We start from the raw sequence: 26601 nt of genomic DNA on the forward strand, positions 1-26601 counted from the left end.
TCGGCGGCCGGCCCCGCGCGCTGGAGGAGCGTCTCCCTGGAGGGACGCCCGCCCCGTGACCGGGGTGGGCGTGACCCGGCGTGCCGTACGGGGAGGAGACCACGCCGCCCCGCGGACACCGCATGCCGGGCCGGGAGGCGGCCACGCCGGCCCGCAGACGCCACGAGCAGGGCCGAAGGAGGACCTCGCCGCCCCGCAGACACCGCGAGCAGGGCCGGGAGGAGAGAGCACCGCCGCGCGGACACCGCATGCCGGGCCGGGAGGAGAGCGCGCCGCCGGGCAGACACCGTGCCGGGCCGGAGGGGGGTGACGGCCCAGGAGGCCGTGCCGGCCGGCAGGAGAGCGTGCCGGGCGGGGCGGTGGCGGAACGCGCGCCGGGGTCAGGCCTTGGCGGGTTCCGGGGTGGCGGCCGCGGGGGCGTTCTCCGGGAAGTGGCAGGCGACCTTGTGGCCGCTGGCCAGCTCGGTCAGGGGCGGCTCGACCTTCTTGCAGATCTCCTGCGCCTTCCAGCACCGGGTGTGGAAGCGGCACGCGGGCGGCGGGTTGATCGGGCTGGGGACGTCGCCCTGCAGGCGGATGCGCTCGCGTTCGGTGCCCGCCTTGGGGTCGGGGACCGGCACGGCCGACAGCAGCGCGTTGGTGTAGGGGTGCATCGGCGAGGTGTACAGCGACTTGCGGTCGGCGACCTCGACGATCTTGCCCAGGTACATCACCGCGACCCTGTCGCTGATGTGGCGCACCACCGACAGGTCGTGCGCGATCACCACGTAGGTGAGGTCGAGCTCGTTCTGCAGGTCCTCGAGGAGGTTGACGACCTGCGCCTGGATGGAGACGTCCAGGGCGGAGACGGGCTCGTCGGCGATGATGAGCTTCGGCTTCAGGGCGAGCGTGCGGGCGATGCCGATGCGCTGGCGCTGTCCGCCGGAGAACTCGTGCGGGTAGCGGTTGTAGTGCTCGGGGTTGAGGCCGACCAGTTCCAGGATGTCCTGGACCGCCTTCTTGATGCCCTGCTCGGTCTGGATCCCCTGGATGCGGAACGGCGCGCCGACGATGGCGCCGACCGTGTGGCGGGGGTTGAGCGAGGAGTAGGGGTCCTGGAAGATCATCTGCATGTCACGGCGGAGCGGGCGCAGCCGGCTCTGCGGCATGTGGGTGATGTCCTGGCCCTCGAAGGTGATCGTGCCGCCGGTGGGCTCGATGAGCCTGGTCACCAGCCGTCCCGTGGTGGACTTGCCGCAGCCGGACTCGCCCACCAGGCCGAGGGTCTCGCCCTTGCGCACCTCGAAGTCGATCCCGTCGACCGCCTTGACCGCGCCGACCTGTCGCTTCAGCAGCCCCTTGTGGATGGGGAAGTGCATGCGCAGGTCCTGCACGGACAGCAGCGTCTCGCTCATGTGGTCTCCAGCATCGGCTTGATCTCGCTCTCCCACAGCTGCTTGCGCTCCTCCGGCGCCATGTGGCACCGGACGAGGTGGCCGGGGCCCGACTTCAGCAGCTCGGGCACCTCGGTCTGCGAGCGGCCCTCGGTGCGGGCGGCGTGCGGGCAGCGCGGGTGGAAGGCGCAGCCCGGGGGGACGTTGATCAGGGAGGGGGGCGATCCCTTGATCGGCATGAGCCGCTCGGTGCGCTCCCTGTCGAGGCGGGGCATCGAGCCGAGCAGGCCCCAGGTGTAGGGGTGTTCGGGGTGGTAGAACACCGTTTCGGCGCTGCCGTACTCGACGCACTTGCCGCCGTACATCACCAGGATGTCGTCCGACAGCTCGGCCACGACGCCGAGGTCGTGGGTGATGATGATCAGCGCGGAGTTGAACTCGCGCTGCAGGTCGCGCATCAGGTCGAGGATCTGCGCCTGCACGGTGACGTCGAGCGCGGTGGTGGGCTCGTCGGCGATGAGCAGCTCGGGGTCGCACGACAGCGCCATGGCGATCATGGCGCGCTGGCGCATGCCGCCGGAGAACTGGTGGGGGTAGTCGTCGACGCGCCTGTCGGGCGTGGGGATGCCGACCCGGCCGAGCATGTCGATCGCGTGCTTGCGGGCGACCTTCTTGCTGACGTCGTTGTGGATCCGGTAGGCCTCGACGATCTGGTCGCCGACCGTGTAGTAGGGGTGCATGGCCGACAGCGGATCCTGGAAGATCATCGCCATCTTCTTGCCGCGCAGGCCGCGCACGTGATCGGCGGAGGCGCCGACGAGTTCCTCACCGTCGAGCCAGATCTCGCCGGAGAGCTTGGCCTTGCCGCCCTTGTGCAGGCCCAGGATGCCGAGGCTGGTCACGCTCTTGCCCGAGCCCGACTCGCCGACGATGCCGAGCGTCTTGCCGCGCTCGAGGGCGAAGGTCAGCCCGTCGACGGACCTGACCAGGCCGTCGTCCGTCGGGAAGTGGATGCGCAGGTCCTTGACGTCGAGGAACGCGGTCACGAAAGCCTCACTCTCGGGTCGACCACAGCGTAGAGGAGGTCCACGACCAGGTTGGCCACCACGACGAACAGTGCGGCCAGCAGCGTGACGCCCATGACCGCGGGCAGGTCGTTGTTCTTGATGGCGTCGACGGAGAACTTGCCGAGGCCGTTCAGCGAGAAGGTCGTCTCGGTCAGGACGGCGCCGCCGAGCAGCAGGCCGAAGTCCAGGCCGAACACGGTGACGATGGGGGTCAGCGCGGCGCGCAGGCCGTGCTTGACCACGACGCGGCGCTCGAGCAGGCCCTTGGCGCGCGCGGTGCGGATGTAGTCCTCGCCCATCGTCTCCAGCATGCCCGCTCGGGTGAGCCTGGCGTAGGTGGCGGCGAACAGCAGGGCCAGGGTGATCCACGGCAGCAGCAGGTTGTAGGCCCACTGCAGCGGGTCGATGGTGACGTCCACCCACGCGCCGCCGGGGGCGGTCCAGCCGAGGCCGTAGCTGAAGACGGACAGGGAGATCATGCCGGTGAAGAAGATCGGCAGCGACACGCCGGCCAGCGCGATGCCCATGGCCGCGCGGTCGAAGAAGCTGCCGCGCCGCAGCGCCGACAGCACACCGGTCGCCACGCCGCCGAGCAGCCACAGCACCGCGGCGCCGATGCCGAGCGACAGCGTCACACGCGAGCGGTCCATCAGGCTCGGCCAGACGGGCTGCTGGTTGATGAAGGAGTAGCCGAAGCAGGGCGCGGGGCAGTGCTCGACGCCCGCTCCCGTGTTGTACTCGGTTCCCAGCACGATCCCCTTGAGGAAGCGCCCGTACTGCACGATCACGGGATCGTAGAACCCGAGCCGCTCGGCGACCAGCTTGATGGTGTCCATGCTGGCCCCACGGCCGACGTACCGGGCGGCGAACGCCTCCGGTGTTGCGCCGGCCAGGCGCGGCACCAAGAAGAAGATCCCGAAGGTGACGATGCTCACGATGAGCAGCATCGCCAAAGCGCCGATCACGCGCCTGATGATGTATGTGACCACAGTGCCCGGCTCCGGTCCCCGGCCGGTTGTGCCGGCCGGGGACCTGCTGCCTTCACCCGCCTATCTAGGTGTGGTTCGTCTTACTGCTGGACGCCGAGACCGACGTAGTCGTACATCTGCTGGGAGTCGCTGATGAAGACGTTGGTCAGCCCCTTGCCGCGCATGTACAGGGCCTTGCCGTACACGCTCGGCATGACGACGGCCTGGTCGATGACCATGTGGTCGACCTGCGACCACAGCTCGGCGCGCTTGGCGGCGTCCGGCTCGGCCTTGATCTGGTCGATGATCTTGTCGATCTCGGGGAACTTGACGCTCAGGTTGTAGTTACCTGCCTCGCGGATGTCCCGGCTGTCCATGATGGCCTGCATGAAGCCGTAGGTGTCGGGGTAGTCCGAGCCCCAGCCGTTGATGGCCAGGCCGATCTTGTTCTCCTTGACGTAGGACGGCTTGCCGGCGTAGAGCGCGAAGTAGTCGTCCTGCGGGTACGGCTTGAGCGTGAGCTTGATGCCGACGCGGGCGAGCGACTGCTGCAGCGACTCGGCCGCGGCCTTCTCCTTGGTCCGCTCGGTGCGGTAGGAGATGTTGGTCTCGAAGCCGTTGGGCTGGCCGCACTTGGCGAGCGCCGCCTTGGCCTTCTCCACGTCACCCTTGTCGTCGGGCGACTTGTAGAGGTCGATCTCCTTGTGGCCGGCCAGGCTCGGCGGGATCATCGCGCTGGCCGTGATGCCGCCGGTCTCACCGCCGTAGGCGCGGAAGAGGCTGCTGCGGTCGGCGGCGAAGGCGATGGCCCTGCGGCACTCGACGTTGTCGAGCGGGGGGACGTCGGGAATGATCGAGGTGTACCAGGTGCGCTGCTGCACCGGGTTGTCGGTGCGGGCCTTGAGCGCCGGGTCGGGCAGGACCTTCGGCAGCGCGGCGTTGCCGATGCCGAGACCGTCGACGGCGATCTGGACGTCACCGGAGATCAGCCGGTTGTCGAGGTCGTCGGCGTTGACGCCGGTCTGCACCTCGATGCGGTCGGGCAGGGCCGGCCGGTTCGGGTCGGTGGCCGGGTCCCAGTTCTCGTTGCGGACCATCGTGAAGCCCTTGCCGATCTCGTTCTTCTCGAACTTGTAGGGCCCCGTCGAGATGATGTGTTCCTGGTACTTGGTGCCGGTGTCCTTGTCCTTGGGGACGGGCATGGTCATCGGCATCTGCACGATGTAGTCGAACAGACCGAACGGCTCCTTCAGGTGGAACACGATCGTCTGGTCGTCGGGCGTCTCGACGGCCGAGGAGATGTCGGCGTCCTTCGACTTGTAGGCGCCCTTGTAGCCCTTCGGCCAGTCGAGCAGCGCGTTGAGGTAGGACGGCCCGTTCGGGTGGACCTCCTTGTCGAACTGGCGCGCCACCGCGTACGCGACGTCCTTGGAGGTGACCGGGGTGCCGTCCTCGAACTTGATGCCCGAGCGCAGCTTGTAGGTCCAGGTCTTGGCGTCGTCGCTGGACTTGCCCAGGCTCTCGGCCAGGTCGGGCACGAGGGTGTTGCCGTCGGGGCCGGGCGCGGCCTTGAACATCAGCAGCGCGCGGCCGTACAGGCGGGCGAAGTTCAGGGCGTAGCCGTAGTAGGTGTTGCCGGGGTCGAGGCTGTCCCAGTCGGCCGTGTTGGCCATCTTGAGAGTGCCGCCCTTCTTGTCAGAAGGGTTGTAGATCTTGCCCACCGCGGCGTCTGCCACTTCCGCGGCGCCCGAGGCGCCGGAGCTCGCGGGGGCGCTCTGACCCTGGCCGGGGGTCTGGGTCGGCGTGCCCGCACAGGCCGCCAGTGCCATGGCGAGAGTGAGCCCGGCCGTGGCTGTCGTCAGCGCTTTTCTTCTCATCAAGGTGTCGCACCCCTTTGGGTTGGAAGCAGGGTTAAAGGGAGTCCGGGAGGGGTCAGCGGCTGCCACGCGGGTCGAGCGCGTCCCGCAGGCCGTCGCCGAACAGGTTGAACGCAAGCACGGTGATGAAGATCGCCAATCCGGGGAAGATCATGAAGTGCGGGATCGTGTAGAACCTGGCCGCGTCGGAGAGCATGCCGCCCCACGTGGGAGTCGGCGGTCGCACACCCACGCCGAGGAACGACAGCGCCGCCTCGAACAGAATGTTCGACGGGATCAGCAGCGTCGCGTAGATCAGGATCGGCGCGACCAGGTTGGGCAGCAGCTCGCGGAAGATGATGTACGGCCCGCGGGCGCCCAGGCTCCTGGCGGCGTCGACGAACTCGCGCTCGCGGAGTGACAGCGTCTGGCCCCGGATGATGCGGCCGAGGTAGGGCCAGTTGAAGAAGCCGATGATGAAGATCAGCAGCGTGACGCGGAGGGTGTCGCCGGACAGCCCGAACGCCTGGTCCGGCACCACACCGGCCAGCGCGAGCGCGAACACCAGCAGCGGGAAGGCGAGGAAGACGTCCATCGCCCTGCCGATGAAGCTGTCGATCCAGCCGCCGCAGTAGCCGGCGATGACGCCCAGCGCCGTGCCGATGACCACCGACACGAGGGTGGCGAGGAAGGCGATCAGCAGCGAGATGCGCGCGCCGTAGACGACCCTGCTGAAGATGTCGCGGCCGTTGACCGGCTCGACTCCGAACAGGAACTCGGAGCTGATCCCGCCGTAGGCTCCCTTCGGCGCGAGCGTGCCGCTGTCGACGAGATCCTCGTGGTACTGCAGCGGGTCATGCCCCAGCGCTCCCACGATCAGCGGCGCGAAGACGGCCACCAGCATGAGAAAGATGATCACGCTGGCGCCTGCCATCGCGACCTTGTCCCGCTTGAGCCGCCGCCAGGCGATCTGGCCGAGCGAACGGCCCTCGATGGCCTTGCCGCTGGTTGCTGCCACCACCGCTTCGGGAGCCGCCGAGCTGGCTGACTCCGGCACGTCGAGCGGTGCGGTCATGCGCCCTCCTCTGTCCTGACCTTCCAGGGGGCTGGCACGACCGGGGTTGTGCGCATACTGCTCGTGCCCCCTGGGTGAGACGGCGTCGTCCGTCACGGGCACCGGCCCGGTCTGGACTCACGCCCGTGCTTGCCAGGACCGTCCGTCACGGTCCCAGGAGGCAGAATGTATGGCCTGAGCTGCGCTGACTAGCCCCCAAGAGGTCGATGTGGCTCAACTGTGATTCCGGCGAAACTCATTCGTATCGATCTTGGACAGAATGTCTACAGCCCGTTCCGGTTGCATCTCGGAACTGTGACATTGCACTGGCGTGCGCGTTAGCTGATTCCGCGGCGCTTGAGAATGTCCTCGATATCGGAGAAATCGTCGTCGTTCGTCTTGGGCTGCCGCGGCGTGACCGCAGGCTTTGCCGTGGCGGCCTTCGCGGCCGGCGCAGGCTTCTCCCCCGAGGCGGCCGGGGCCTTGCCCTCCCCCGCCGACAGCTTCCTCGACCTGATCACGCCCGAGACCATGAACAGCACCACCGACAGACCGGCGAGCACCACCCCGGCCCAGGTCATCGGGTTGAACACCAGGCTGGTGACGAAGCCGACCGCCGTCGCGCCGATGGTCCACAGAGCGGCCAGCGCGCCGGTGAGGTAGGCGGCCATCGGCAGCAGCGACCAGGCCGTCATCCGCATCGCGGCATGGACTCCTCTACGGCGCAGCAGCAGGAAGCTGAACACCAGCCCCAGGCCGGTGGCGCCGGCACACAACGGCAACCACGCGATGGTATTGAATCCGCCCATATTGGCCACCCCTCATCTCGGCTGACGTCTCCATCCTGGCACGCGGTCCGGCCGTCGCCGCTCCTCCCTGAGGAGGGATCTTTCCCTTAGGGGGTGGTTTTTCGGTTCCGTTCGCCGGGAGTTCCCGCCACCGCCACCGTCGCCGTCGCCGCCACCATCGCCGCCACCATCGCCATCGCCGCCACCGTCGCCGGACCTCCCTTGCCCCTGCCCCTCTCGACCGGACGCTCAGCCCGGCGAGAGCGGGCGTGCGGGGAGGCGCATGCGCGTTGGCCGGGAGGTGCGCGATCGTTGGGAGACGCGTGCGCCGTCGTCGGGAGACGCGTGTCGCGTGCGCCGTCGTCGGGAGACGCGTGCATTCTCGTCGGGAGACGCGTGCGCGATGGTCGGGAGACGCGTGCGCGGTGGTTTCGGGTGCCGGTTGCTGTCCGCCCGCCCGGGTCCGGCGGGCCGCTCCTCGCCGCCGTCGCGCGGATCGTTTCACCCGGGCATCCCGCTCGTCCCGCGCCTGGCATCCCGCCATCCGCCGCCCGAGCGCCCTGCCCATCCCCAATCCGGGTGCTCTGGCCGATGCGCGCCCAGGCGCCCTGCCCGTCCCCAACTCAGACGCCCTGCCCGCCCCCACCCGGCCGCGCTGCCCATCCCCAACCCAGACGCCCTGCCCGTCCCCAGTCCGGGCGCTCTGGCCGCCTCGTGCCAGGGCGCCCACTCATCCCCCACCCGGACGCCCTGCCGGGCACCGCGCCTACCCCGGTCCCGGCCGCCCCGCTCGTCCCCGTCTGGTCGCCTTGCGTGCTCGCCTCCGCACCCCTGCGTGCCCCTACCCGTACGGCAAGCCGGGACGAGCCCACCGTGGTCACGTGGCCGGCGCCTGTCCTACCACGCCGCTCCAGCAGGACGTGGCGGGCGTCCGCAACGTCGCCCGTGTACATCTGCCACCGTGTAGCGGCGGTTCGCTGTCCCGGGGGCCGCCCAGGCCGATGGAGCAGCCGCGACCGCCGGCCCGGGCGAGGACCACCGTCCCAGAGGCCAAGCCCAGGAGCCGAGGCCGTCAGACAAGGGCGGGACGACGCGCCGGGGTCGGGAGCCACGAGCCGAAGAGCCATCATGACGTCGCTACGAGCCCGGGCTATGAGCCAAAGCCCCATCGTTAAGACCCAGGGCTATGAGGCGAAGTCCGTACAGGCACTAGCGCCTCGCCAGCCTGCCCCGAAGCAGGGCGGAAGCGCCTCGGCAGCGGGTCGCACGACGGCAGTGCCTCGGGAGCGAGGCGGCCTCGGAGGCAGGGCGAGCGGTAGCGCCAACGCAACAGGCCACAAGAGCAGGGCGGTAGGTAGCACCTCAGGAGCGAGGTGGTTGGGGGGAGGCTGGGATCAGAGGTTGAGAGGGGGCACGAGGGCGCGCAGGTGGTCGGGCGTGATCTCCATGAGGGACGACACCACCAACCGGCCGGGTGCGGGCTCGATCGGCAGCAGACTGGGGACCGCCACCACAGCGCATCCGGCGGCCGTTCCCGCCGCCACACCGTTGGGTGAGTCCTCCAGCACGACGCATCGCACCGGCTCTACGTCCAGCAGGCGGGCCGCGGTCAAATACGGCTCGGGGTCGGGCTTGGTGTGGGTCACGTCGTCGGCCGTCACGATGACGTCGAACCGGTCGCGGCCCACCGAGGCCAGCACCGCCTCGGCGATCTCCTTGAGGGACGAGGTGACCAGCCCGACGGGCACGCCCTCGGCGCGCAGGCTCTCCAGGAGTTCGATCGCGCCCGGCATGGTCTGCACGCCTCCGGCCAGCGCGGTGACCATCCCGTCGATCATCCACTCGCGCAGGGTCTCCGGCGCGACGGACGAGCCCGACACGGCGAGCATGTAGTCGACGGTGCGTTCCATGGAACCGCCGACGAGGTGGGTCTGGTGCTCGGGAGTCCAGATGCCGCCGAGGCGGGACATCACCTCGATCTCGATCTTCAGCCACACCTTCTCGGTGTCGACCAGCAAGCCGTCCATGTCGAAGAATGCGGCGTCCACGTTTCCCCCGATGCACTCGATACGGACTTCTACGGTAGGGCGTCCTCGTGACTTGGTATTGTTCGGGTCCGCTTCTGAGGTGGTTGGTAGCGCCGTGACGGCGGCCAGCCACGTGGGCTCGGTGAGCGTATCCCTGGACGGAGGCCCGCCCCGCGCCCCGGGTGGCGCTTGCGCCCGCTTGCCGTACGGGGAGGGCCGCGGCCTGCCCACCACGAACGCCAGGGGACCGGACTCCGCCGCGTCCAGCCCGAACGACGCCGACGGGCCCGACCCCGCCGCATGCTCCACGAACGCCAAGGGATTGCACCCTACCCCGCCAAGGACCCCGGTGCGCGGGGCGACACTCCCCACGGCGGCCGGCGACGGGACGGCGCCCGTCTGGATAGGCCGGACGACGCCCGCGCCCTCGGAAGGCCGGCGGCGGAACGGTGCCCGCCTGCCGCGACGAGCGGCCGGAGAGCGTCTTCCCGCCACAGCTGATCGGCCGGAATATCCCCCACCGCAGCCGAACGACCGCCACGTGTCCGACCGCCGCAACCGAACGACCCGGAGCGTCCGGCCACCGAGCGACCTGGCAGGCGCCTGCCCGACGCGGTCGGGCGACCGCGCCCCAGCAGTCACGACCGCGCAGACCCGCCGCATCCGATGAGTGCGGCGTCCGTGGCGCGGGCGACGCGATCGATGGTGCGGGCTCGCCGGGCCGCCTGTTCTGTGGGCGTGGCGGCCGGCCGGCGCGTGGCAGGGGTGCCCTTGGGCTGCCTCTGCCACCGCGGCGCGCAGTTAAACGTTGAAGTACTTGGCTTCCGGGTGGTGGGCGACCAGGGCCGAGGTGGCCTGCTCGGGGTGGAGCTGGAACTCCTCCGACAGCGTGACGCCGATCCGGCCCGGGTCGAGCAGCTCGAAGAGCTGCACCTGGTCCTCCAGGTTGGGGCAGGCGGGGTAGCCGAAGGAGTAGCGGCAGCCCTGGATGTTGACCTTCAGCATGTCGTCGAGGGATTCCTGGCCGCCGATGCTGAGCTCCGAGCGGACCCTGGCGTGCCAGTACTCGGCCAGCGCCTCGGTGAGCTGCACCGACAGGCCGTGGAGCTCGAGGTAGTCGCGGTAGGCGTCCTTGGCGAACAGCTCGGCCGTGGCCTCGGAGATCTTGCCGCCCATGGTGGCGATCTGGAAGCCGACGACGTCGACCTCTCCGGAGTCCTTCGACCGGAAGAAGTCGGACAGGCACAGGTGCCGGTCGCGCCGCTGGCGCGGGAAGGTGAAGCGGGTGCGCTCGTTGCCCGCGTCGTCGAGGATGATGAGCGCGTCGCCGTCGCTGACGCACGGGAAGTAGCCGTAGACGACGGCCGCCTCCAGCAGTCCCTCGGTCTGGATGCGGTCGAGCCACATCCGCAGCCTGGGCCTGCCCTCGGTCTCGACGAGCTCGTCGTAGCCGGGTCCGTCGCCGCCCCTGGTGGGCTTGAGGCCCCACTGGCCGAGGAACAGCGCCCGCTCGTCGAGGAAGGCGGCGTACTCCTGGAGCGAGATGCCCTTGACGATGCGGTCGCCGTGGAACGGCGCGACGGGGACGGGGTTGTCGGCGGCCACGTCGGAGCGGGCCGGGAGCTCCTCGACGGGCGTGCGGACGAGGGTGGCGCCGGACTTGACGCGGCGCTCGCGCAGCGCGGGCAGCGGGGAGCCCTCGCGCTTGTGCGCCATGAAGGCGTCCATCAGCCGCAGGCCCTCGAAGGCGTCGCGGGCGTAGCGGACCTCGCCATCGAACAGCTCGGCCAGGTCCTGCTCGACGTAGGCGCGGGTGAGGGCGGCGCCGCCGAGCAGCACGGGGTAGCGCTGGGAGATGCCCCGGGAGTTCATCTCCTCGAGGTTCTCCTTCATCACGACCGTCGACTTCACCAGCAGCCCGGACATGCCGATGACGTCGGCGTTCTTCTGGTCGGCGGTCTCCAGGATGGTGCTGACCGGCTGCTTGATGCCGAGGTTGACGACCTCGTAGCCGTTGTTGGACAGGATGATGTCGACCAGGTTCTTGCCGATGTCGTGGACGTCGCCCTTGACGGTGGCCAGCACGATGCGGCCCTTGGACTCGCCCTCGACCCTGTCCATGTGGGGTTCGAGGTAGGCGACGGCGTTCTTCATGACCTCGGCCGACTGCAGCACGAACGGCAGCTGCATCTGGCCGGAGCCGAACAGCTCGCCGACCGTCTTCATGCCGTCGAGCAGGACGTCGTTGATGATCTCCAGCGCGGGGCGCTGCGCGAGCGCCTCGTCGAGGTCGGCCTCGAGGCCCTTGCGCTCGCCGTCGATGATGCGCCGCTTGAGCCGCTCCCACAGCGGCAGCGCGGCCAGTTCCTCGGCCTTGCCCGCGCGCAGCGCCGCGGCGTCGACGCCCTCGAACATCGCGATGAACTTCTGCAGCGGGTCGTAGCCGTCGCGGCGGCGGTCGTAGATCATGTCGAGCGCGACCTGGCGCTGCTCGTCGGGGATGCGCGACATCGGCAGGATCTTGGAGGCGTGGACGATCGCCGAGTCGAGGCCGGCGTTGACGCACTCGTTGAGGAACACCGAGTTGAGCACCATGCGGGCGGCCGGGTTGATGCCGAAGGAGATGTTGGACAGGCCGAGCGTCGTCTGCACCTCGGGGTAGCGGCGCTTGAGCTCGCGGATGCCCTCGACGGTCTCCAGGCCGTCCTTGCGCGACTCCTCCATGCCGGTGGCGATGGTGAAGGTCAGGCAGTCGACGATGATGTCGGAGACCTTCATGCCCCAGTTGGCGACCAGGTCGTCGATCGTCTCCGAGGCGATGCGGGCCTTCTCGGCGGCGGTGCGCGCCTGGCCGTTCTCGTCGATGCACATGACCACGACGGCCGCGCCGTGCTCGCGCACCGCGGTCATGGTCTTGTGGAAGCGGGACTCGGGCCCGCGCCCGTCCTCGTAGTTGACGGAGTTGACGACCGCTCGGCCGCCGAGCATCTCCAGACCGGCCTTGAGCACCTCGGACTCGGTGGAGTCGAGCATGATCGGCAGGGTGGAGGCGGTGGCGAAGCGGAAGGCCAGCTCCTTCATGTCGGCGACGCCGTCGCGGCCGACGTAGTCGACGCACAGGTCGAGCATGTGGGCGCCGTCGCGGGCCTGCTCGCGGGCCATCTCGACGCAGTCGTCCCAGCGGCCTTCGAGCATGGCCTCGCGGAAGGCCTTGGAGCCGTTGGTGTTGCAGCGCTCGCCGATGGCCAGGTAGGAGGTGTCCTGGCGGAACGGGACGGTCTGGTAGAGCGAGGAGGCGCCCGGCTCGGGGTGCGGCCTGCGCGTCGCCGGCTGCTGGCCGCGGACGCGCTCGACGACCTGGCGCAGGTGCTCGGGCGTGGTGCCGCAGCAGCCGCCGACGAGCGACAGGCCGTAGTCGCGGGCGAAGGTCTCGTGGGCGTCGGCCAGCTCGCCAGGGCTCAGCGGGTAGTAGGCGCCGTCGGAGGTGAGGACGGGCAGGCCCGCGTTGGGCATGCAGGAAAGGCGCAGCCGCGAGTGGCGGGCGAGGTAGCGCAGGTGCTCGCTCATCTCGGCGGGGCCGGTGGCGCAGTTGAGGCCGACGAGGTCGACGCCGAGCGGCTCGATCGCGGTGAGGGCGGCGCCGATCTCGGAGCCGAGCAGCATGGCGCCGTTGGTCTCGATGGTGACCTGGGCGATGATCGGCACGTCGCGGCCCGCGGCCTCGATCGCCCGCTTGGCGCCGACGACGGCGGCCTTGACCTGGAGCAGGTCCTGACAGGTCTCGATGATCAGCGCGTCGGCGCCGCCGGCGATCAGGCCCGCCGCGTTGTCGCGGTAGGCGTCGCGCAGCGTGGCGAACGGCAGGTGGCCGAGCGTGGGCAGCTTGGTGCCAGGACCCATCGAGCCGAGCACGAACCGCGGGTGCTCGGGCGTGGACCAGTGGTCGGCGCGCTCCCGGGCCAGGCGGGCGCCCGCCTCCGAGTACTCGTAGACCCTGTCGGCGATGTCGTACTCGCCCAGCGCCGCCATGTTGGCGCCGAAGGTGTTGGTCTCGACGCAGTCGACGCCGACCGCGAAGTAGGCGTCGTGAACACCGCTGACGATGTCGGGCCTGGTGACGTTCAGCACCTCGTTGCAGCCCTCGTAGCCCTCGAAGTCGTCGAGGGTCGGGTCATATGACTGCAGCATCGTCCCCATCGCACCGTCGGCGACCATCACGCGCTGGGAGAGGACTTCGCGGAAAGACGGGGAGGCGTTCATGCGGTCAAGCTTAACGGGCGCTACCCTGTCGACAATTGACACTGAGTCCAATTGGGGTCCTCCATGGCCTACCGCACCGTACTTGTCGGCACCGACGGCTCCGCCTCCTCCTTCCGCGCCGTGACCGCCGCCGCCGCGCTGGCCGCCGCCACCCGCGCCACTCTCGTGCTGGCCTGCGCCTACATCCCCATGCGCGAGAGCTCCCGCGCGGCCGCCGCCGACGTGCTCGGCGACCTGGCCTACAAGGTCAGCGGATCCACGCCCGCCGACGACGCCCTGCGCGCGGCCCGCGAACACGCGGTCGCGGCGGGCGCCGACGACATCCTGCTGGCGGCGGAGGAGGGCGACGCGGTCGACGTGCTCGTCAAACTGGCCGACCGGCACCACGCCGACCTGCTCGTGGTCGGCAACCGCGGGCTCAACAGCCTGGCGGGACGCCTGCTGGGCTCGGTCCCCTCCAACGTCACCCACCGCGCCTCGTGCGACGTCCTGATCGTCCACACCACCTCGGGCCACTGACCACACCGGCGCTTCACCAGGGCCCGCGATCCGTCCCACGAGTCCTGTGCAGGATCCGTCCAGCCCTGCGGGTTTCCGGCCCGTTCTGCGATGTCCTCTCCGCGGGGACCGTCCGATGCGGCGCCCTTCGCGAAGGGACCGTCCGGTGCGACGGTCTTCCCGCGCCCCATCCGGTGCGACGGTCTTTGCGCGGGGACCGTCCGATGCGACGGTCTTCCCGCGCCCCATCCGGTACGGCAAGCCGGGTCAAGGCCACCCTCGTCACCGGTGACCGCCCGTCCTTCACGCATACTCCAGCAGGACTTCGGCCGGGCCGGTAAACGTCGCCCGGCGAAGTCACTCGCGGAACGCACTCCCCCTGCGTCCCGGCACTCGGGACCGGCGCTCGGACCGGCCCTCGGGACCGGCAGGGGTGCGGCCCCGCAGCCGGACGAAGAGGTGCCGCACCACGGAACCAGCCCCTTCTACGCCGCCTGTACCGCCGTTGACCTGCCGTTCTCGACCGAGGACCGGGCGTGCGGGGCCCGGTGGGATTACGCCCGTGGAGATCAGTGACGTAAAGCGCTGTCCACCGCATAGGCTTAGGCGTTGAGACCAGCGAGAGGAGGCGGCGCGTGATCGAGCTCGAAGGGCTCCCCGAGCTCGTCGATCCGGTGCTCATCGCCGCGTTCGAAGGGTGGAACGACGCAGGTGAGGCCTCCAGCGGCGTCATCGCGCACCTGGAGAGCCAGTGGAAGGCCGAGCCGCTGATCGCGCTGGACCCGGAAGACTATTACGACTTCCAGGTCACGCGCCCCATCGTGGAGATGGGTGACGGGCTGACCCGCTCGATCGTCTGGCCGACGACCAGGTTGTCGCTGGCCCGCCCGCCCGGCGTCGAGCGCGACGTGGTGCTGCTGCGCGGCATCGAGCCCAACATGCGCTGGCGCGGCTTCTGCGAGGAGATCATCGGGATCTGCCGCGAGCTGGGCATCGAGATGGCGATCATGCTGGGCGCGCTGCTCAACGACTCGCCGCACACCCGTCCCGTGCCGATCGTGGGGTCGGCTACCGAGGAGGGGCTCGCCCGCTCGATCAACCTGGAGCTGAGCCGCTACGAGGGGCCGACGGGCATCGTCGGGGTGCTGCAGCACGCGTTCGGCGTGGCCGGGCTGCGGGCCGTCTCGCTGTGGGCGTCGGTGCCCCACTACGTCGCCCAGCCGCCCAACCCGAAGGCGACGCTCGCGCTGCTGCGCAGGGTGGAGGACGTGCTGGAGATCCCGGTGCCGCTGGGCGACCTCGCCGAGGAGGCCCGCGCGTGGGAGACCGGCGTCGACGAACTGGCCTCGCAGGACAGCGAGGTGGCCGAGTACGTCAAGGAGCTGGAGGAGCGCAAGGACGCGGCCGAGCTGCCCGAGGCGTCGGGTGACGCGATCGCGGCGGAGTTCGAGCGCTACCTGCGCCGCAGGGATCGCGACCCGGGCGACCAGTAGTCCCGAGCGAGCCCGCGACCGCCTGACCGGCACCCCCGGCTTCGTGGCGCCCAAACACCCCCGCCATCCTCGCGAACCGCCCAGTCAGGGCCGGCCCGAGCACCCCCCATGCGGCCACCCTCAGGACGGCACGCATACCGCCCCAAACAGCCACGCACAGCAGCCCGCACGCCACCTGACAGCAGCACCCTGCCGAGCGCCCCTCGCGCTGCGCGCAGGACGGCACACGCACCACCCCGAATGACCCCGTTGAGCCGCGGCGCGCACGCCACCGGACACCACCCACCCCCTGCCGAGCACCCCACCCCGCTCAGGACGACACGCTCGCCCCAAATGACCCCGCCGAGCGCGGCCCGCACGCCACCCGACCCCCGCCCGAGCACCCCAACGGCCCCGCCGAGCGCAGCCCGCACGCCACTCGATACTGCGCCCGCTCCCTGCCCGAGGATCCCGACGGCGCCGCTGAGGACGGCAGGCGTCTCACTTCTTGCGCAGACACAGGGCGGCCCCCGGATCTCGTGTGTTTCCGGGCCAAGCGGCTCGCGTATCACCCAGGCGAGCGCCACAAAGGGGCCGAAACCATGAAAGCGGCGTCCGGAAATGCCCACTTTGGTGGGTCCTTTACATCCACTCGTGAAAGTTCTTTCGGGTTTCGGCCCGGCGGCACCGGACCGCACCGCCTCGACCAGACAGCCCCTGAGCTCGCCCTCCACACGCACCAGGCCGTCTCCTCCCCGCCCCGGCCGCCCGGCATGTCCAAAGGTGGGCGACATGTCGTGACAACTGTCAGGGAAGTTTCAGGATTCAATCACCGGATTTCCCAACGGTTTCAGGCAATAATCAGTGCCCCGCGCGTTTCGACCGGAATGCGCCAGGCTGGCACGCCAGCTCGCAACGATCCGATAACCAGGAGAAACACGTCTTAGCAACATCAGTGAATTCCGGCACGGCCACGTTGAACCTACCCCTGTGACTGCGCACGTTAGGGCAACCATGGCTACTTCCCATGTCGACCCGCACCAGAGAAGCCAGGACACCAGGCGCCGCGTGCTGGAGATGGCGCTGTCCCTGCGGGAGGAGCGCGGCGGAGGACCTGTCGACCTGTTCCTCGCCCTGCTCCAGGACCGGCTCCCGCTCTGGCTCCGGATCCTGCACGACCTGTCCCACCTCGTGGGGAAGGGACGGGTGAGCGACAACCTGCTCCCCATCGCGAGGGCGGGCATCGACTACTACCTCGAGGTCCAGTCGGCGGCGCTGCCCGCCTTCACCTCTCCTTCGGTGACGGTCCGCTTCCGCGCGGCCGTACGCGACAACGGTCTGGGCCCGATGGCCGAGATCGTTCCGCTGGCCGACTACCTGGCGGCCGAGCAGCGGCTCGGCAGGGTGGCGCCGTCGGTCGATCCGGTGGCCAGCGCCAGGCTGTTGCTGGCCGGCTGCTTCCAGCACGCCTACTACGAGATGTTCGTCGGCGCGGACGCGGGCCCCTCGCGGGACGCCGGCGCGGAGGAGATCGTCAAGGAGTTGCGGCTGGAGCCCGACGCCTGATCGTGGCGTGCCCATACCAGGGCGGCCAGGTCAGGGTCGGCGCCGATCGGGTCGGTGACCGCGGCGGCACCGCAGGCGGCCAGCCTGTCGTGGAAGAAGCCGGGCGCCAGCAGGTAGGAGGCGAGGACGACGCGAGGCGCTGGACCGTGCCGCATGCGCTCCAGCGCCTCGCGCACGGTGGGGGTGCCGCCTGCCGCGAAGGCGGCGGTGACCGGGCGCGAGAGCCGTACGGCGAGCAGGCGCGCGGCGGCTCTGACGGCAGCTTGGGCCGCGGGGTCGGAGGAGCCGGCCGCGCCCAGGACGACCGCGTCGGTGGCGCGCAGTCCCGCCCCGGCGAGCCGGCGGACCAGCGCGGAGGTGAGCAGCGGGTGCGGGCCGAGCGGCGGGGCCACGGTGGCGTCGGGACGGGTAGCGGCGATGACGCCCGGCAGGTCCACGTGGACGTGGTAGCCGCCGGCCAGCAGCAGCGGGACGACGGTGACCGGCCCCGGCAGCCCCGGCAGCACGTCCGCGAGCAGCGGCTCGCTGATCTCCAGGTAGGCGAGCTCGACGCGGTGCCCCTCGCGTAGGTTGCGGACGGCGGCGGCGAGCCGGGAGAGCGTGCGCAGGCCCGCCGCGCTGCGCGTGCCGTGCGCGGCGATCACCAGCGTGCCGTGCCCGTTCCCGTACGGCAGCGCGAAGTTCACCGGTCGTCCCGGTGGGTGGCCAGGCGGTAGCCGCGCTTGACCACGGTCTCGACGATGCCGCCGGGGCCGAGGGCCCTGCGCAGCCGGGTGACCGCCATCTCGACCGCGTGCTCGGCCGACTCGCGCGCCGCGCCGCCCGGCAGGGCCGTGCGCAGCTCCGAGCGCGGCACCACGTGGCCGGGTTTGTCGGCCAGGCGCTTGAGCACCGCCATGGGCGCGGGTGGCAGGGGTTTGAGCTCGCCGTCCACGGCGACGGCGTGGCCGCGGATCTCCAGTGCGTGCCCGCCGGCCACCAGCCGCGTGACGCCGTGCTCGGGCAGGTGCCTGGCGAGCGTCCTGGCGAGGGCGCCGAGCCTGGAGCGGTCCGGCTGGATCACTGGCACGCCCTTGGACTGCAGCGGCTGGGCGGTCACCGGGCCGACACACGCGGCCACGACGCGTCCGGCGAACGCCGACAGCAGCGCCTCCTCCAGGCCGTCGGCGCGCGCGGAGTTGAGCATCGCCAGCACGGCGGGGGCGCTGGTGAAGGCAACCGCGTCGACGCCGCCCGTGATGGCCTGGCTGACCAGGCGGCGCAGCGGTGAGATGTCGCGGTAGGGCAGCCACCGGTAGACGGGCACCTCGATGACCTCGGCGCCTGCCGCGCGGAGTTCGGCGACGAATCCCGTCAGCGGCTCCCCGTGCAGCTGGACGGCGATGCGGCGGCCGCGCAGGTCCTGGGCGAGCAGGTGCTGCTTGACCTCCTCGCACGACTCGGTGGCCGGTGTCCAGTGGTCGTTGAGGCCGGCGGCGCGGACCGCTCCCCTGGCCTTGGGGCCCCGCGTGAGCAGCCTGGCGCGGGTGAGGTGGTGCGACAGCTCGGCCGACAGCCCCCAGCCTTCGGCGGCGGCCATCCAGCCGCGGAACCCGACGCCGGTGGTGACGACGACGTCGTCGACGGGGGCTTCCAGGCTGCGGCGGGTGGCGGCGAGCAGGTCGCTGTCCTCGGCCAGCGGGACGAGCCTGATGGCCGGGGCGCTCACCACGCGGGCGCCGCGCCGTTCCAGCAGCGCGCGGAACTCCTCGCGCCGCCTGGTCGCGGTGACGCCGATGGTGAATCCGGCCAGCGCGTCGGGCGCCGTCTCCGGCGATCTCGGCTCTTCCACGGTCAGGGCGGTCAAAGCCCCACCTCCACTCTGCCGTCGTTCACTCGGGTCGGATAGGTCGGCACGGCGACCGTCGGGTCGTCCAGGCACTGGCCGGTGACCAGGGAGAAGACCTGCTTGTGCATGGGCGAGGCGACGGTGGGCTCCTCGCCCCTGGAGCCGACGATGCCGCGGGACAGGACGTGGGCGCCGGAGAAGGGGTCGCGGTTGCCGACGGCGTGGACCCGGCCGTCGAAGGTGCGGAACAGCGCCACCTGCCGCCCGTCGACGAGGGCGCACGCTCCCCGCTCCGGCAGCAGGGCGGTGTAGGCGCAGACGGGGACCCAGGTGCGGGTGGGGAGCTCGGCGACGGTCATCTCTGGTGCTCCTTTCTGGTCGGGCGGGGGCGGCGGGGGGCTCAGGTGGCGGCGGAGGTGAGCCGGTCCACGGGGATGAGGACGGGCTTGATCTGGTCGCGTTCGGTCTCGAAGACGATCGACGGGTCGGGGGTGCCGGGGGCGTTGACGAAGCTGACGAACCTGCTGAGCTTGTCGGGATCCTCGATGGTGGCCCGCCATTCGTCGACGTAGGTGGCCACGTGCCGGTCCATCTGCGCGTCGAGGGCGTCGCAGATGCCCAGCGCGTCGTCCACGATCACCGACCGCAGGTGGTCGAGCCCGCCCTCGAGGGACTCCAGCCAGGCGGACGTGCGCTGCAGGCGGTCGGCGGTGCGGATGTAGAACATCAGGAACCGGTCGACGATCGTGATCAGCTGCTCGGTGGACACGTCGGAGACCAGCAGGTCGGCGTGGCGGGGCTGGAAGCCGCCGTTGCCGCCGACGTACAGGTTCCAGCCCTTCTCGGTGGCGATGATCCCGAAGTCCTTCGACCTGGCCTCGGCGCACTCCCTGGCGCAGCCCGAGACCGCGGACTTCAGCTTGTGCGGGGAGCGCAGGCCCCGGTAGCGCAGTTCGAGGGCGATGGCGAGGCCGACCGAGTCCTGCACGCCGTACCTGCACCAGGTGGAGCCGACGCAGGACTTCACCGTGCGCAGCGCCTTGCCGTAGGCGTGGCCGGATTCGAAGCCGGCGTCGACCAGGCGCTTCCAGATCTGGGGCAGCTGCTCGACGCGGGCGCCGAACAGGTCGATCCGCTGGCCGCCGGTGATCTTGGTGTAGAGGCCGAAGTCGCGGGCGACCTCGCCGACGACGATGAGCTTGTCCGGGGTGATCTCGCCGCCGGGGACGCGGGGCACGACCGAGTAGGTGCCGTTCTTCTGGATGTTGGCCAGGAAGTGGTCGTTGGTGTCCTGCAGGGCCGCCCGCTCGCCGTCGAGGACGTGCCCGTTGTGCAGGGAGGCGAGGATGGAGGCGACGGCGGGCTTGCAGATGTCGCAGCCGCGGCCCCTGCCGTACAGGCCGATCAGCTCGGAGAAGGTGGTGATCCCGCGCACCCGGACGATGTCGAACAGCTCGGCCCTGCTGTGGTCGAAGTGCTCGCACAGCGCCTTGGACAGCTCGACGCCCGACCTCTCCAGCAGCCGCTTCAGCATCGGCACGCACGATCCGCAAGTGGTGCCCGCCCTGGTGCACGCCTTCAGTCCCGGCACGTCGCTCGCCCCGTCGCCGATGGCGCCGCGCAGGTCGCCGGCCGTGACGTTGTTGCACGAGCAGACCTGGGCGTCGTCGGGCAGGTCGAGGTTCACCGCCGACCCGGTGAACAGCAGGTCGGCGGGGGCGGCGGGCAGCGGCTTGCCGACGAACGGCTTCAGCGTCGTGTACGGCGCGGCGTCGCCCACGCAGATGCCGCCGAGCAGCGTCCGGGCGTCGTCGGAGACGAACAGCTTCTTGTACACGCCGCCCACGGGGTCCATGTAGGTGACGTCGAGCGCCCCCTCCATCGCGCCGAACTGGGCGACCTCGACGCCGAGGAGCTTCAGCCTGGTCGACAGGTCGGCCCCGTCGAAGGTGGAGCCGCCGCCGAGCACGCGGTCGGCGGCGACCTCGGCCTGGGTGAAGCACGGTCCGACCAGGCCGTAGACCTTGCCGCCGGCCAGCGCGCACTCGCCGACGGCGTAGACGGCCGGGTCGGCGGTCCGCATGCCGGCGTCGACGACGATGCCGCCGCGCTCGCCCACCTCCAGGCCGCAGTCGCGGGCCAGCTCGTCGCGAGGCTTGATGCCGACGGAGAAGACGACCACGTCGGCCTCGATCGTCCGGCCGTCGCCGAGCACGACCTTGCCCGGCTCGATCGCGGCCGGCGACAGGCCCGCGTGCACCGACAGGCCGAGCCTGGAGATGTGGTCCTTGAGCACGGCGCCGCCGCCCTCGTCGACCTGCCGGGGCATCAGCCAGGGGCTCAGCTCCACGATGTGGGTGTCGAGGCCGAGCCCGCGCAGCGCGTCGGCGGCCTCCAGGCCGAGCAGCCCGCCGCCGACGACCACGCCGCGGGTGGCGTGGGAGGCGGCCTTCCTGATCAGCTCCAGGTCGTCGATGGTGCGGTAGACGAAGGCGCGGGAGGCGCCGGGCACCGGCGGCACGAACGGCGCCGATCCCGTGGCCAGCACCAGCGTGTCGTACGGCTCGGCGTGCCCGTCGGCGGTCGTGACGACCTTGGCGGCCCGGTCGATCCGGGTGACGCGCGCCGACAGCCGGGTCAGCGCGCCTGGCAGGTCGGGCAGCTTGAGGTCGGCGAAGCCGGTGCCGGTCAGGTAGGAGGTGAGCGCCACCCGGTCGTAGGCGGGGCGGGGCTCCTCGCCGAAGACCGTGATGCGCCCGTCGAAGCCCCTGGCCAGCAGCGTCTCGACGAACCTGTGCGCGGCGGGACCGTAGCCGACCACGACGACCCTGTTCACGCGGAAACCCCTTCCTGCTCGCACAGCCAGCCGACGATGCCCTCGACGGCGTCGCGGCAGGTGCCGCAGCCGGTCGTGGCCCTCGTCGCGGCCGCCACCGCTGTCACGTCACGCGCGCCGGACTCCCAGCACGCTCTGATCTGGCCCTTGGTCACGTTGTTGCACTGGCAGACCTTGGCCGAGTCGGGCATCCTGACGGGGCTGTCGGCCACCGCCGCTCCGCTCAGGCCGGGGAACAGCAGCCCGGCCCGGTCGCCCGGCAGTGGCGCTCCCCTGTCGTAGAGCTGGGTGAGGGTGCCGACCGCCGCGCTCTCGCCCAGCAGGATCGCGCCGACCAGGCGCCCGTCGCGGATGACGAGCTTGCGGTAGGTGCCTGTGGCCCGGTGGCTGAAGCGCACGACCTCGGCGTGCTCCTCGGTCAGGTGCGTCTCCCCCATCGCGGCCAGCTCGACGCTCTTGGCCTTCAGCCTGGTCACCTGGCGGGAGCCGCGGTAGCGGGCGTCCTTGGCGGCGCCGGTGATCACGTCGGCCGCGACGGCGGCCTGCTCCCATGCGGGGGCCACCAGGCCGTAGACGACGCCGTCGTGCTCGGCGCACTCCCCGATCGCGAAGACGGCCGGGTCGTCGGTGCGCAGCTCGTCGTCGACGACGACGCCGCGCCGTACCTCCAGGCCGGCCTGGACGGCCAGCTCGGTCTCCGGCCGGACGCCGCAGGCCAGCACGACCAGGTCGCCCTCGACGAGGCTCCCGTCGGCCAGCCGTACGCCCTCGGTCAGGATCTCGGCGGCGCTGACGCCGGTGCGGATGTCCACGCCGAGGCCCGCGAGGGTCTCGCCGAGCACGAGGCCGGCTTCGGCGTCGAGCTGGCGTTCCATCAGGTGGCCGGCCAGGTGCAGCAGCGTGACCGGCAGGCCGCGGCCGGCCAGTCCGCGCGCGGCCTCGATGCCGAGCAGCCCGCCGCCGATGACGACCGCCCTGGCGCTGCCGCGGCTGTCGGCCAGTATCGCCCGGCAGTCGTCGAGCGTGCGGAACGGCAGGGCCCGTCCGGCGCCGGGGATCGGCGGCACGACGGCCTGGCTGCCGGTGGCCAGCACCAGCACGTCGTAGGGGAAGCGCCGCCCGTCCGCGGCGGTGACCGTCCTGGTCTGCCTGTCGATCTGGACGGCGCGGGTGCCGAGGTGGGCCTCGACGTCGTGCTCGCCGTACCAGGAGGGGTCGAGCAGCCGGACCTGGTCCGGCCCCGAGCTGCCGGCCAGGACGTTCGACAGCAGCACCCGGTTGTAGGGCTGGCGGCTCTCGGCGCCGAGGACGGTGACCTCGATGTCCTTGTCGCGTGCCCGGACCTCGCCGACCAGGCGGGCGCCGGCCATGCCGTTGCCGATGACCAGGAGTCTCATGCCGGCTTCCCCTTCTCCAGCTTGTCCAGCTTCACGGCGCAGACCTTGAACTCGGGCATCCTCGACGTGGGGTCGAGCGCGGGGTTGGTCAGGCGGTTGGCGCCCTCCCAGTGGAAGGGCATGAACACCGTGTCGGACCTGATCGCGTCGCTGATCCTGGCCACGGCTTCGACGCAGCCGCGGCGGCTGCTGACCCGTACCAGGTCGCCGGCGCCGATCGCGAGGTGTTCGGCCAGGTCGGGGTGGATCTCGACGTAGGGTTCCGGCGCGGCCGCGACGAGCGGCGCGATCCTGCGGGTCTGGGCGCCCGACTGGTAGTGGGCCAGCAGGCGTCCGGTGGTGAGGTGGACGGGGTAGTCGGCGTCGGTCTCCTCGGCGGCGGGCCGGTGGTCGACGGGGACGAACCGGGCGCGCCCGTCGGGGGTGTGGAAGCGGTCGAGGAACATGCGGGGCGTGCCGGGGTGGTCGGGTGCGGGGCAGGGCCAGAACACCCCGTCGCGCTCGCCGGTGATGCCGGCGTAGTCGGCGGTGCCGCCCTGGGAGGCGCGGCGCAGCTCGTCGAAGACCTCGCGCGGGCCGGCGGGCCAGTTGTGGCCCATCCGCCGGGCGAGCTCCTGGATGATCTCCAGGTCGGTCTTGACGCCCGCGGGCGGCGCGACGGCCCGGCGGCGCCGCTGGACCCTGCCCTCCAGGTTGGTCATCGTGCCGTCCTCCTCGGCCCACTGGGTGCCGGGCAGCACGACGTCGGCGATGCGGGCGGTCTCGCTCGGCACGAAGTCGACGACGACGAGCAGGTCGAGGGCCTTCAGCCGCTCGGCGACGTGCGCCGACCCGGGGGCGGAGACGACCGGGTTGGAGCCGAACAGCAGCAGCGCCCTGGGCCCGCCGGCGGTGCCGAGCGCGTCGAGCAGCTCGTAGGCCGACCGTCCTGGGCCGGGGAGCGAGGCGGGGTCGACGCCCCAGACGGCGGCGACGTGCGCGCGGGCGGCGGGGTCGACGATCCTGCGGTAGCCGGGCAGCTGGTCGGCCTTCTGGCCGTGCTCCCTGCCGCCCTGGCCGTTGCCCTGTCCGGTCAAGCAGCCGTAGCCGGATCCGGGCGTGCCGGGCAGGCCGAGGGCCAGGGCCAGGTTGATGAAGGCGGTGACGGTGTCGGTGCCCTTGGCGTGCTGTTCGGCGCCGCGCCCCGTCAACACCACCGCCTTATCCGCATTTTTCAGCATCTGCACGGCCTGGCGCATGGCGGCGACCGGCACCCCCGTGAGCCGTTCGACGCGCTCGGGCCACCACGGGGACACCGACGTGCGCACCGCCTCGAACCCGGTCGTGCGGCGCTCGACGTAACCGGTGTCGATCGCGTCCTCGGCGATCGCCAGGTGCAGCAGGCCGAGCGCGAGCGCCAGGTCGGTGCCTGGCGTCGGCTGCAGGTGGAGCCCGGCCAGCTTGGCCGTCGCCGTACGCCTGGGGTCGATGACGATCAGCGCCGGCCCGGTGAGCTGCCTGACCAGCGGCGGCATGGTCTCGGCCGGGTTGCCGCCCGCCACCAGCACCACGTCGGCGGCGGCCAGGTCCGTGACGGGGAAGGGCAGCCCCCGGTCGGCGCCGAACGCCCTGATCGAGGCGGCCGCCGCCGACGACATGCAGAAGCGGCCGTTGTAGTCGATCTGGCTGGTGCCGAGCGCGACCCGGGCGAACTTGCCGAGCTGGTAGGCCTTCTCGTTGGTGAGCCCTCCCCCGCCGAAGACCGCCACCGCGTCGGGGCCGTGCGCGGCGCGCACCTCCTGGAGGCGGGCGGCGACGTGGTCGAGCGCCTGCTCCCAGGTGGCGGGACCGCCGTCCAGCAGGGGCGTGGTCAGCCGGTCGGGGCTCGACAGCAGGTCGGCCGCGGTCCAGCCCTTCTGGCACAGCGCGTCGGTGGCCTCGACGGTGACGCGCTCCCCCGGGATCAGCGCCATGCCGCACTGCAGGGCGCAGTACGGGCAGTGGGTGAGGGTGGGTGCGATCACGCGATCGATGGTGCTTTTGGGGCGTTTCACATCTGGGTCCCTTCTGTTACCGGCGTGCTAACAGCGGCTCACCGCCGAAGTGAGGCGCTCAGACCCGGGCGTGCGCGAGGCTCGGCACCCTGGTCACGCCGACCGTCCGCACGTAGCACCACCAGGTGAGGGCGAAACAGGCGGCGTAGAAGAGGCCGAAGGCGACGAAGGCCCAAGCGGGGCTGCCGGTGCGGGCGAAGGACATGCCGAAACCGCGGTTGATGAGGAACCCGCCGAACGCCCCGATCGCCGAGATGATGCCGATCGCGGCCGAGGCCTGGCGCTTGCCGTACAGGAGGGCCGCCTCGCCGCCGCCGAGCTCGGCGGCGGCCTTGGCCTGGAAGATGGCCGGGATCATCCGGTAGGTGGAGCCGTTGCCGATGCCGGCGGTGACGAACAGCGTCTGGAAGGCCAGGAAGAACAGCCAGAAGTTCCCCGAGCCGCCGGCCGCCCAGACCAGGGCCACGCCGGCGCCCATGGCGGCGAAGTTCCAGAGGGTGACGCGCGCGCCGCCGAGGCGGTCGGACAGCCAGCCGCCGACCGGCCTGATCAGCGAGCCGAGCAGCGGCCCGACGAAGGCGACCTGCGCCCACGCCGAACCGGGGAACAGACTCTTGGCCAGCAGGGGGAAGGCGGTGGAGTAGCCGATGAACGAGCCGAACGTGCCGATGTAGAGGAACGACATCACCCAGGTGTGCGCCTTGCCGGCGACCGCCCACTGCTCGCGCGGCCTGGCCTTGGCGCTGGACAGGTCGTCCATGAACAACCAGGCGCAGGCGGCCGAGACCACGATGAACGGCACCCAGAACCAGCCCGCCGCGGCCAGCCCGAACGCGCCGATCACCAGCGGCATGACCAGCTGCACCGAGCTGACGCCGATGTTGCCGCCCGCGGCGTTGAGCCCGAGCGCCGAGCCCTGCCTGTGCTGGGGGAAGAAGTAGGTGATGTTGGCCATGCTGGAGGCGAAGTTGCCGCCGCCGACACCCGCCGTCGCCGCGATCACCAGGAACACCCAGTACGGCGTGCCGGGGTCGCTGACGGCGACGCCGAGCAGGATCGCGGGGACCAGCAGGAGCAGCGCGCTCGCCACGGTGAAGGTCCGCCCGCCGAACCTGGCGGGGCCGAAGGTGTAAGGGACACGCAGCGCCGAGCCGATCAGGTTGGGCAGCGCGACCAACCAGAACAGCTGATCGGTGGAGAAGTCGTAGCCGCCCATCTTGGCCGCGACGATGCTCCACAGCGTCCAGACGGTGAAGCCGAGGTGCTCGGCCAGGATGGAGAAGGCCAGGTTGCGCCTGGCCACGCGCCTGCCGTCGCGCTCCCAGAAGGCGGGGTCGTCCGGGTGCCAGTCGGTGATCCAACGCGCCATCGTTCCTCCTACGGTTCGGGGGATCTCGACCGTAGGAGGGGCGGGTTACGCACCTTGACGTTCTGTGACGGTGCGCCGGTTACAGGTGACTCACCGCCGTAACAGGCAATGCATGTGTTTCACGGCCGCAACACGGAGTTAACGCCGTCCTGCCGGACGGCGGCGGCGCGCGCGGTCGCCGCGCCCGCATGTGACGGTTCGCCGCCCGC

At 71.1% G+C, this 26601-nt stretch carries 18 protein-coding genes; 3 read left to right on the plus strand and 15 right to left on the minus strand.

Features of this window, described 5'->3' with window-relative positions; genetic code table 11:
* Positions 1-380: 380 nt before the first annotated feature.
* The 8 genes from ACWEVS_RS14950 to metH all read right to left on the minus strand — a co-directional run bounded on the left by ACWEVS_RS14950 (position 381) and on the right by metH (position 13393).
* Positions 381-1394 (minus strand): ABC transporter ATP-binding protein, encoded by a 1014-nt coding sequence (locus ACWEVS_RS14950; RefSeq protein WP_449925439.1) that lies wholly within the window; start codon positions 1392-1394, stop codon positions 381-383.
* A complete protein-coding gene (locus ACWEVS_RS14955) occupies positions 1391-2419 on the minus strand; it encodes an ABC transporter ATP-binding protein (protein ID WP_449925442.1) in 1029 nt (342 codons plus the stop codon). The genes ACWEVS_RS14950 and ACWEVS_RS14955 overlap by 4 nt, the downstream gene beginning before the upstream one ends.
* Positions 2416-3429 carry an ABC transporter permease gene (locus ACWEVS_RS14960; RefSeq protein ID WP_354907002.1) on the minus strand — a complete coding sequence of 338 codons (1014 nt, stop codon included), beginning with the start codon at positions 3427-3429 and terminating at the stop codon, positions 2416-2418. Before ACWEVS_RS14960 ends, ACWEVS_RS14955 begins: the two co-directional genes overlap by 4 nt.
* 80 nt (positions 3430-3509) lie before the next feature.
* On the minus strand, positions 3510-5285 hold the full coding sequence (locus ACWEVS_RS14965) for an ABC transporter substrate-binding protein (protein WP_449925445.1): 1776 nt from the start codon (positions 5283-5285) through the stop codon (positions 3510-3512).
* 55 nt (positions 5286-5340) lie between these two features.
* Positions 5341-6339 carry an ABC transporter permease gene (locus ACWEVS_RS14970; protein WP_354907004.1) on the minus strand — a complete coding sequence of 333 codons (999 nt, stop codon included), beginning with the start codon at positions 6337-6339 and terminating at the stop codon, positions 5341-5343.
* A gap of 317 nt (positions 6340-6656) precedes the next feature.
* On the minus strand, positions 6657-7127 hold the full coding sequence (locus ACWEVS_RS14975) for a cellulose synthase (RefSeq protein ID WP_452552024.1): 471 nt from the start codon (positions 7125-7127) through the stop codon (positions 6657-6659).
* Positions 7128-8500: 1373 nt separating this feature from the next.
* Positions 8501-9154: an HAD family hydrolase gene (locus ACWEVS_RS14980; RefSeq protein ID WP_354907005.1), complete on the minus strand. Its 654-nt coding sequence runs from the start codon at positions 9152-9154 to the stop codon at positions 8501-8503.
* A 780-nt stretch (positions 9155-9934) separates the two neighbouring features.
* A complete protein-coding gene (metH, locus tag ACWEVS_RS14985) occupies positions 9935-13393 on the minus strand; it encodes a methionine synthase (protein WP_452551907.1) in 3459 nt (1152 codons plus the stop codon).
* Between the two features lie 63 nt (positions 13394-13456).
* Here metH and ACWEVS_RS14990 point away from each other — a divergent pair, with 63 nt between their 5' ends.
* From ACWEVS_RS14990 to ACWEVS_RS15000, 3 genes are all read left to right on the plus strand, one after another.
* Entirely contained in the window at positions 13457-13912 is a 456-nt protein-coding gene (locus ACWEVS_RS14990; protein WP_449925452.1) for a universal stress protein, read from the plus strand.
* A gap of 614 nt (positions 13913-14526) precedes the next feature.
* On the plus strand, positions 14527-15384 hold the full coding sequence (locus ACWEVS_RS14995; protein ID WP_354907008.1) for a PAC2 family protein: 858 nt from the start codon (positions 14527-14529) through the stop codon (positions 15382-15384).
* A gap of 993 nt (positions 15385-16377) precedes the next feature.
* Positions 16378-16929, plus strand: coding sequence for a hypothetical protein (locus ACWEVS_RS15000; RefSeq protein WP_449925456.1), 552 nt, complete (start codon positions 16378-16380; stop codon positions 16927-16929).
* Here ACWEVS_RS15000 and ACWEVS_RS15005 read toward each other — a convergent pair.
* From ACWEVS_RS15005 to ACWEVS_RS15035, 7 genes are all read right to left on the minus strand, one after another.
* Positions 16836-17615, minus strand: a complete 780-nt coding sequence (locus tag ACWEVS_RS15005; RefSeq protein WP_452551909.1) for a sirohydrochlorin chelatase — start codon at positions 17613-17615, stop codon at positions 16836-16838. The two genes, ACWEVS_RS15000 and ACWEVS_RS15005, sit on opposite strands and share 94 nt — an antisense overlap.
* Positions 17612-18775 (minus strand): uroporphyrinogen-III synthase, encoded by a 1164-nt coding sequence (locus ACWEVS_RS15010; RefSeq protein WP_354907011.1) that lies wholly within the window; start codon positions 18773-18775, stop codon positions 17612-17614. The genes ACWEVS_RS15005 and ACWEVS_RS15010 overlap by 4 nt, the downstream gene beginning before the upstream one ends.
* Positions 18772-19116, minus strand: coding sequence for a nitrite reductase small subunit NirD (gene nirD, locus ACWEVS_RS15015; RefSeq protein ID WP_354907012.1), 345 nt, complete (start codon positions 19114-19116; stop codon positions 18772-18774). The genes ACWEVS_RS15010 and nirD overlap by 4 nt, the downstream gene beginning before the upstream one ends.
* 41 nt (positions 19117-19157) lie before the next feature.
* The gene (gene nirB / locus ACWEVS_RS15020) at positions 19158-21593 is read right to left on the minus strand and encodes a nitrite reductase large subunit NirB (protein WP_452551911.1); all 2436 of its coding nucleotides are present in this window, start codon (positions 21591-21593) and stop codon (positions 19158-19160) included.
* Entirely contained in the window at positions 21590-22990 is a 1401-nt protein-coding gene (locus ACWEVS_RS15025; RefSeq protein ID WP_452551913.1) for an FAD-dependent oxidoreductase, read from the minus strand. Before ACWEVS_RS15025 ends, nirB begins: the two co-directional genes overlap by 4 nt.
* Positions 22987-24942, minus strand: a complete 1956-nt coding sequence (locus tag ACWEVS_RS15030; RefSeq protein ID WP_449925817.1) for a molybdopterin oxidoreductase family protein — start codon at positions 24940-24942, stop codon at positions 22987-22989. The genes ACWEVS_RS15025 and ACWEVS_RS15030 overlap by 4 nt, the downstream gene beginning before the upstream one ends.
* A gap of 139 nt (positions 24943-25081) precedes the next feature.
* Positions 25082-26392, minus strand: a complete 1311-nt coding sequence (locus ACWEVS_RS15035; RefSeq protein WP_452551915.1) for an MFS transporter — start codon at positions 26390-26392, stop codon at positions 25082-25084.
* Between the last annotated feature and the right edge of the window lie 209 nt (positions 26393-26601).

Source organism: Nonomuraea sp. NPDC003754, from assembly GCF_053605785.1.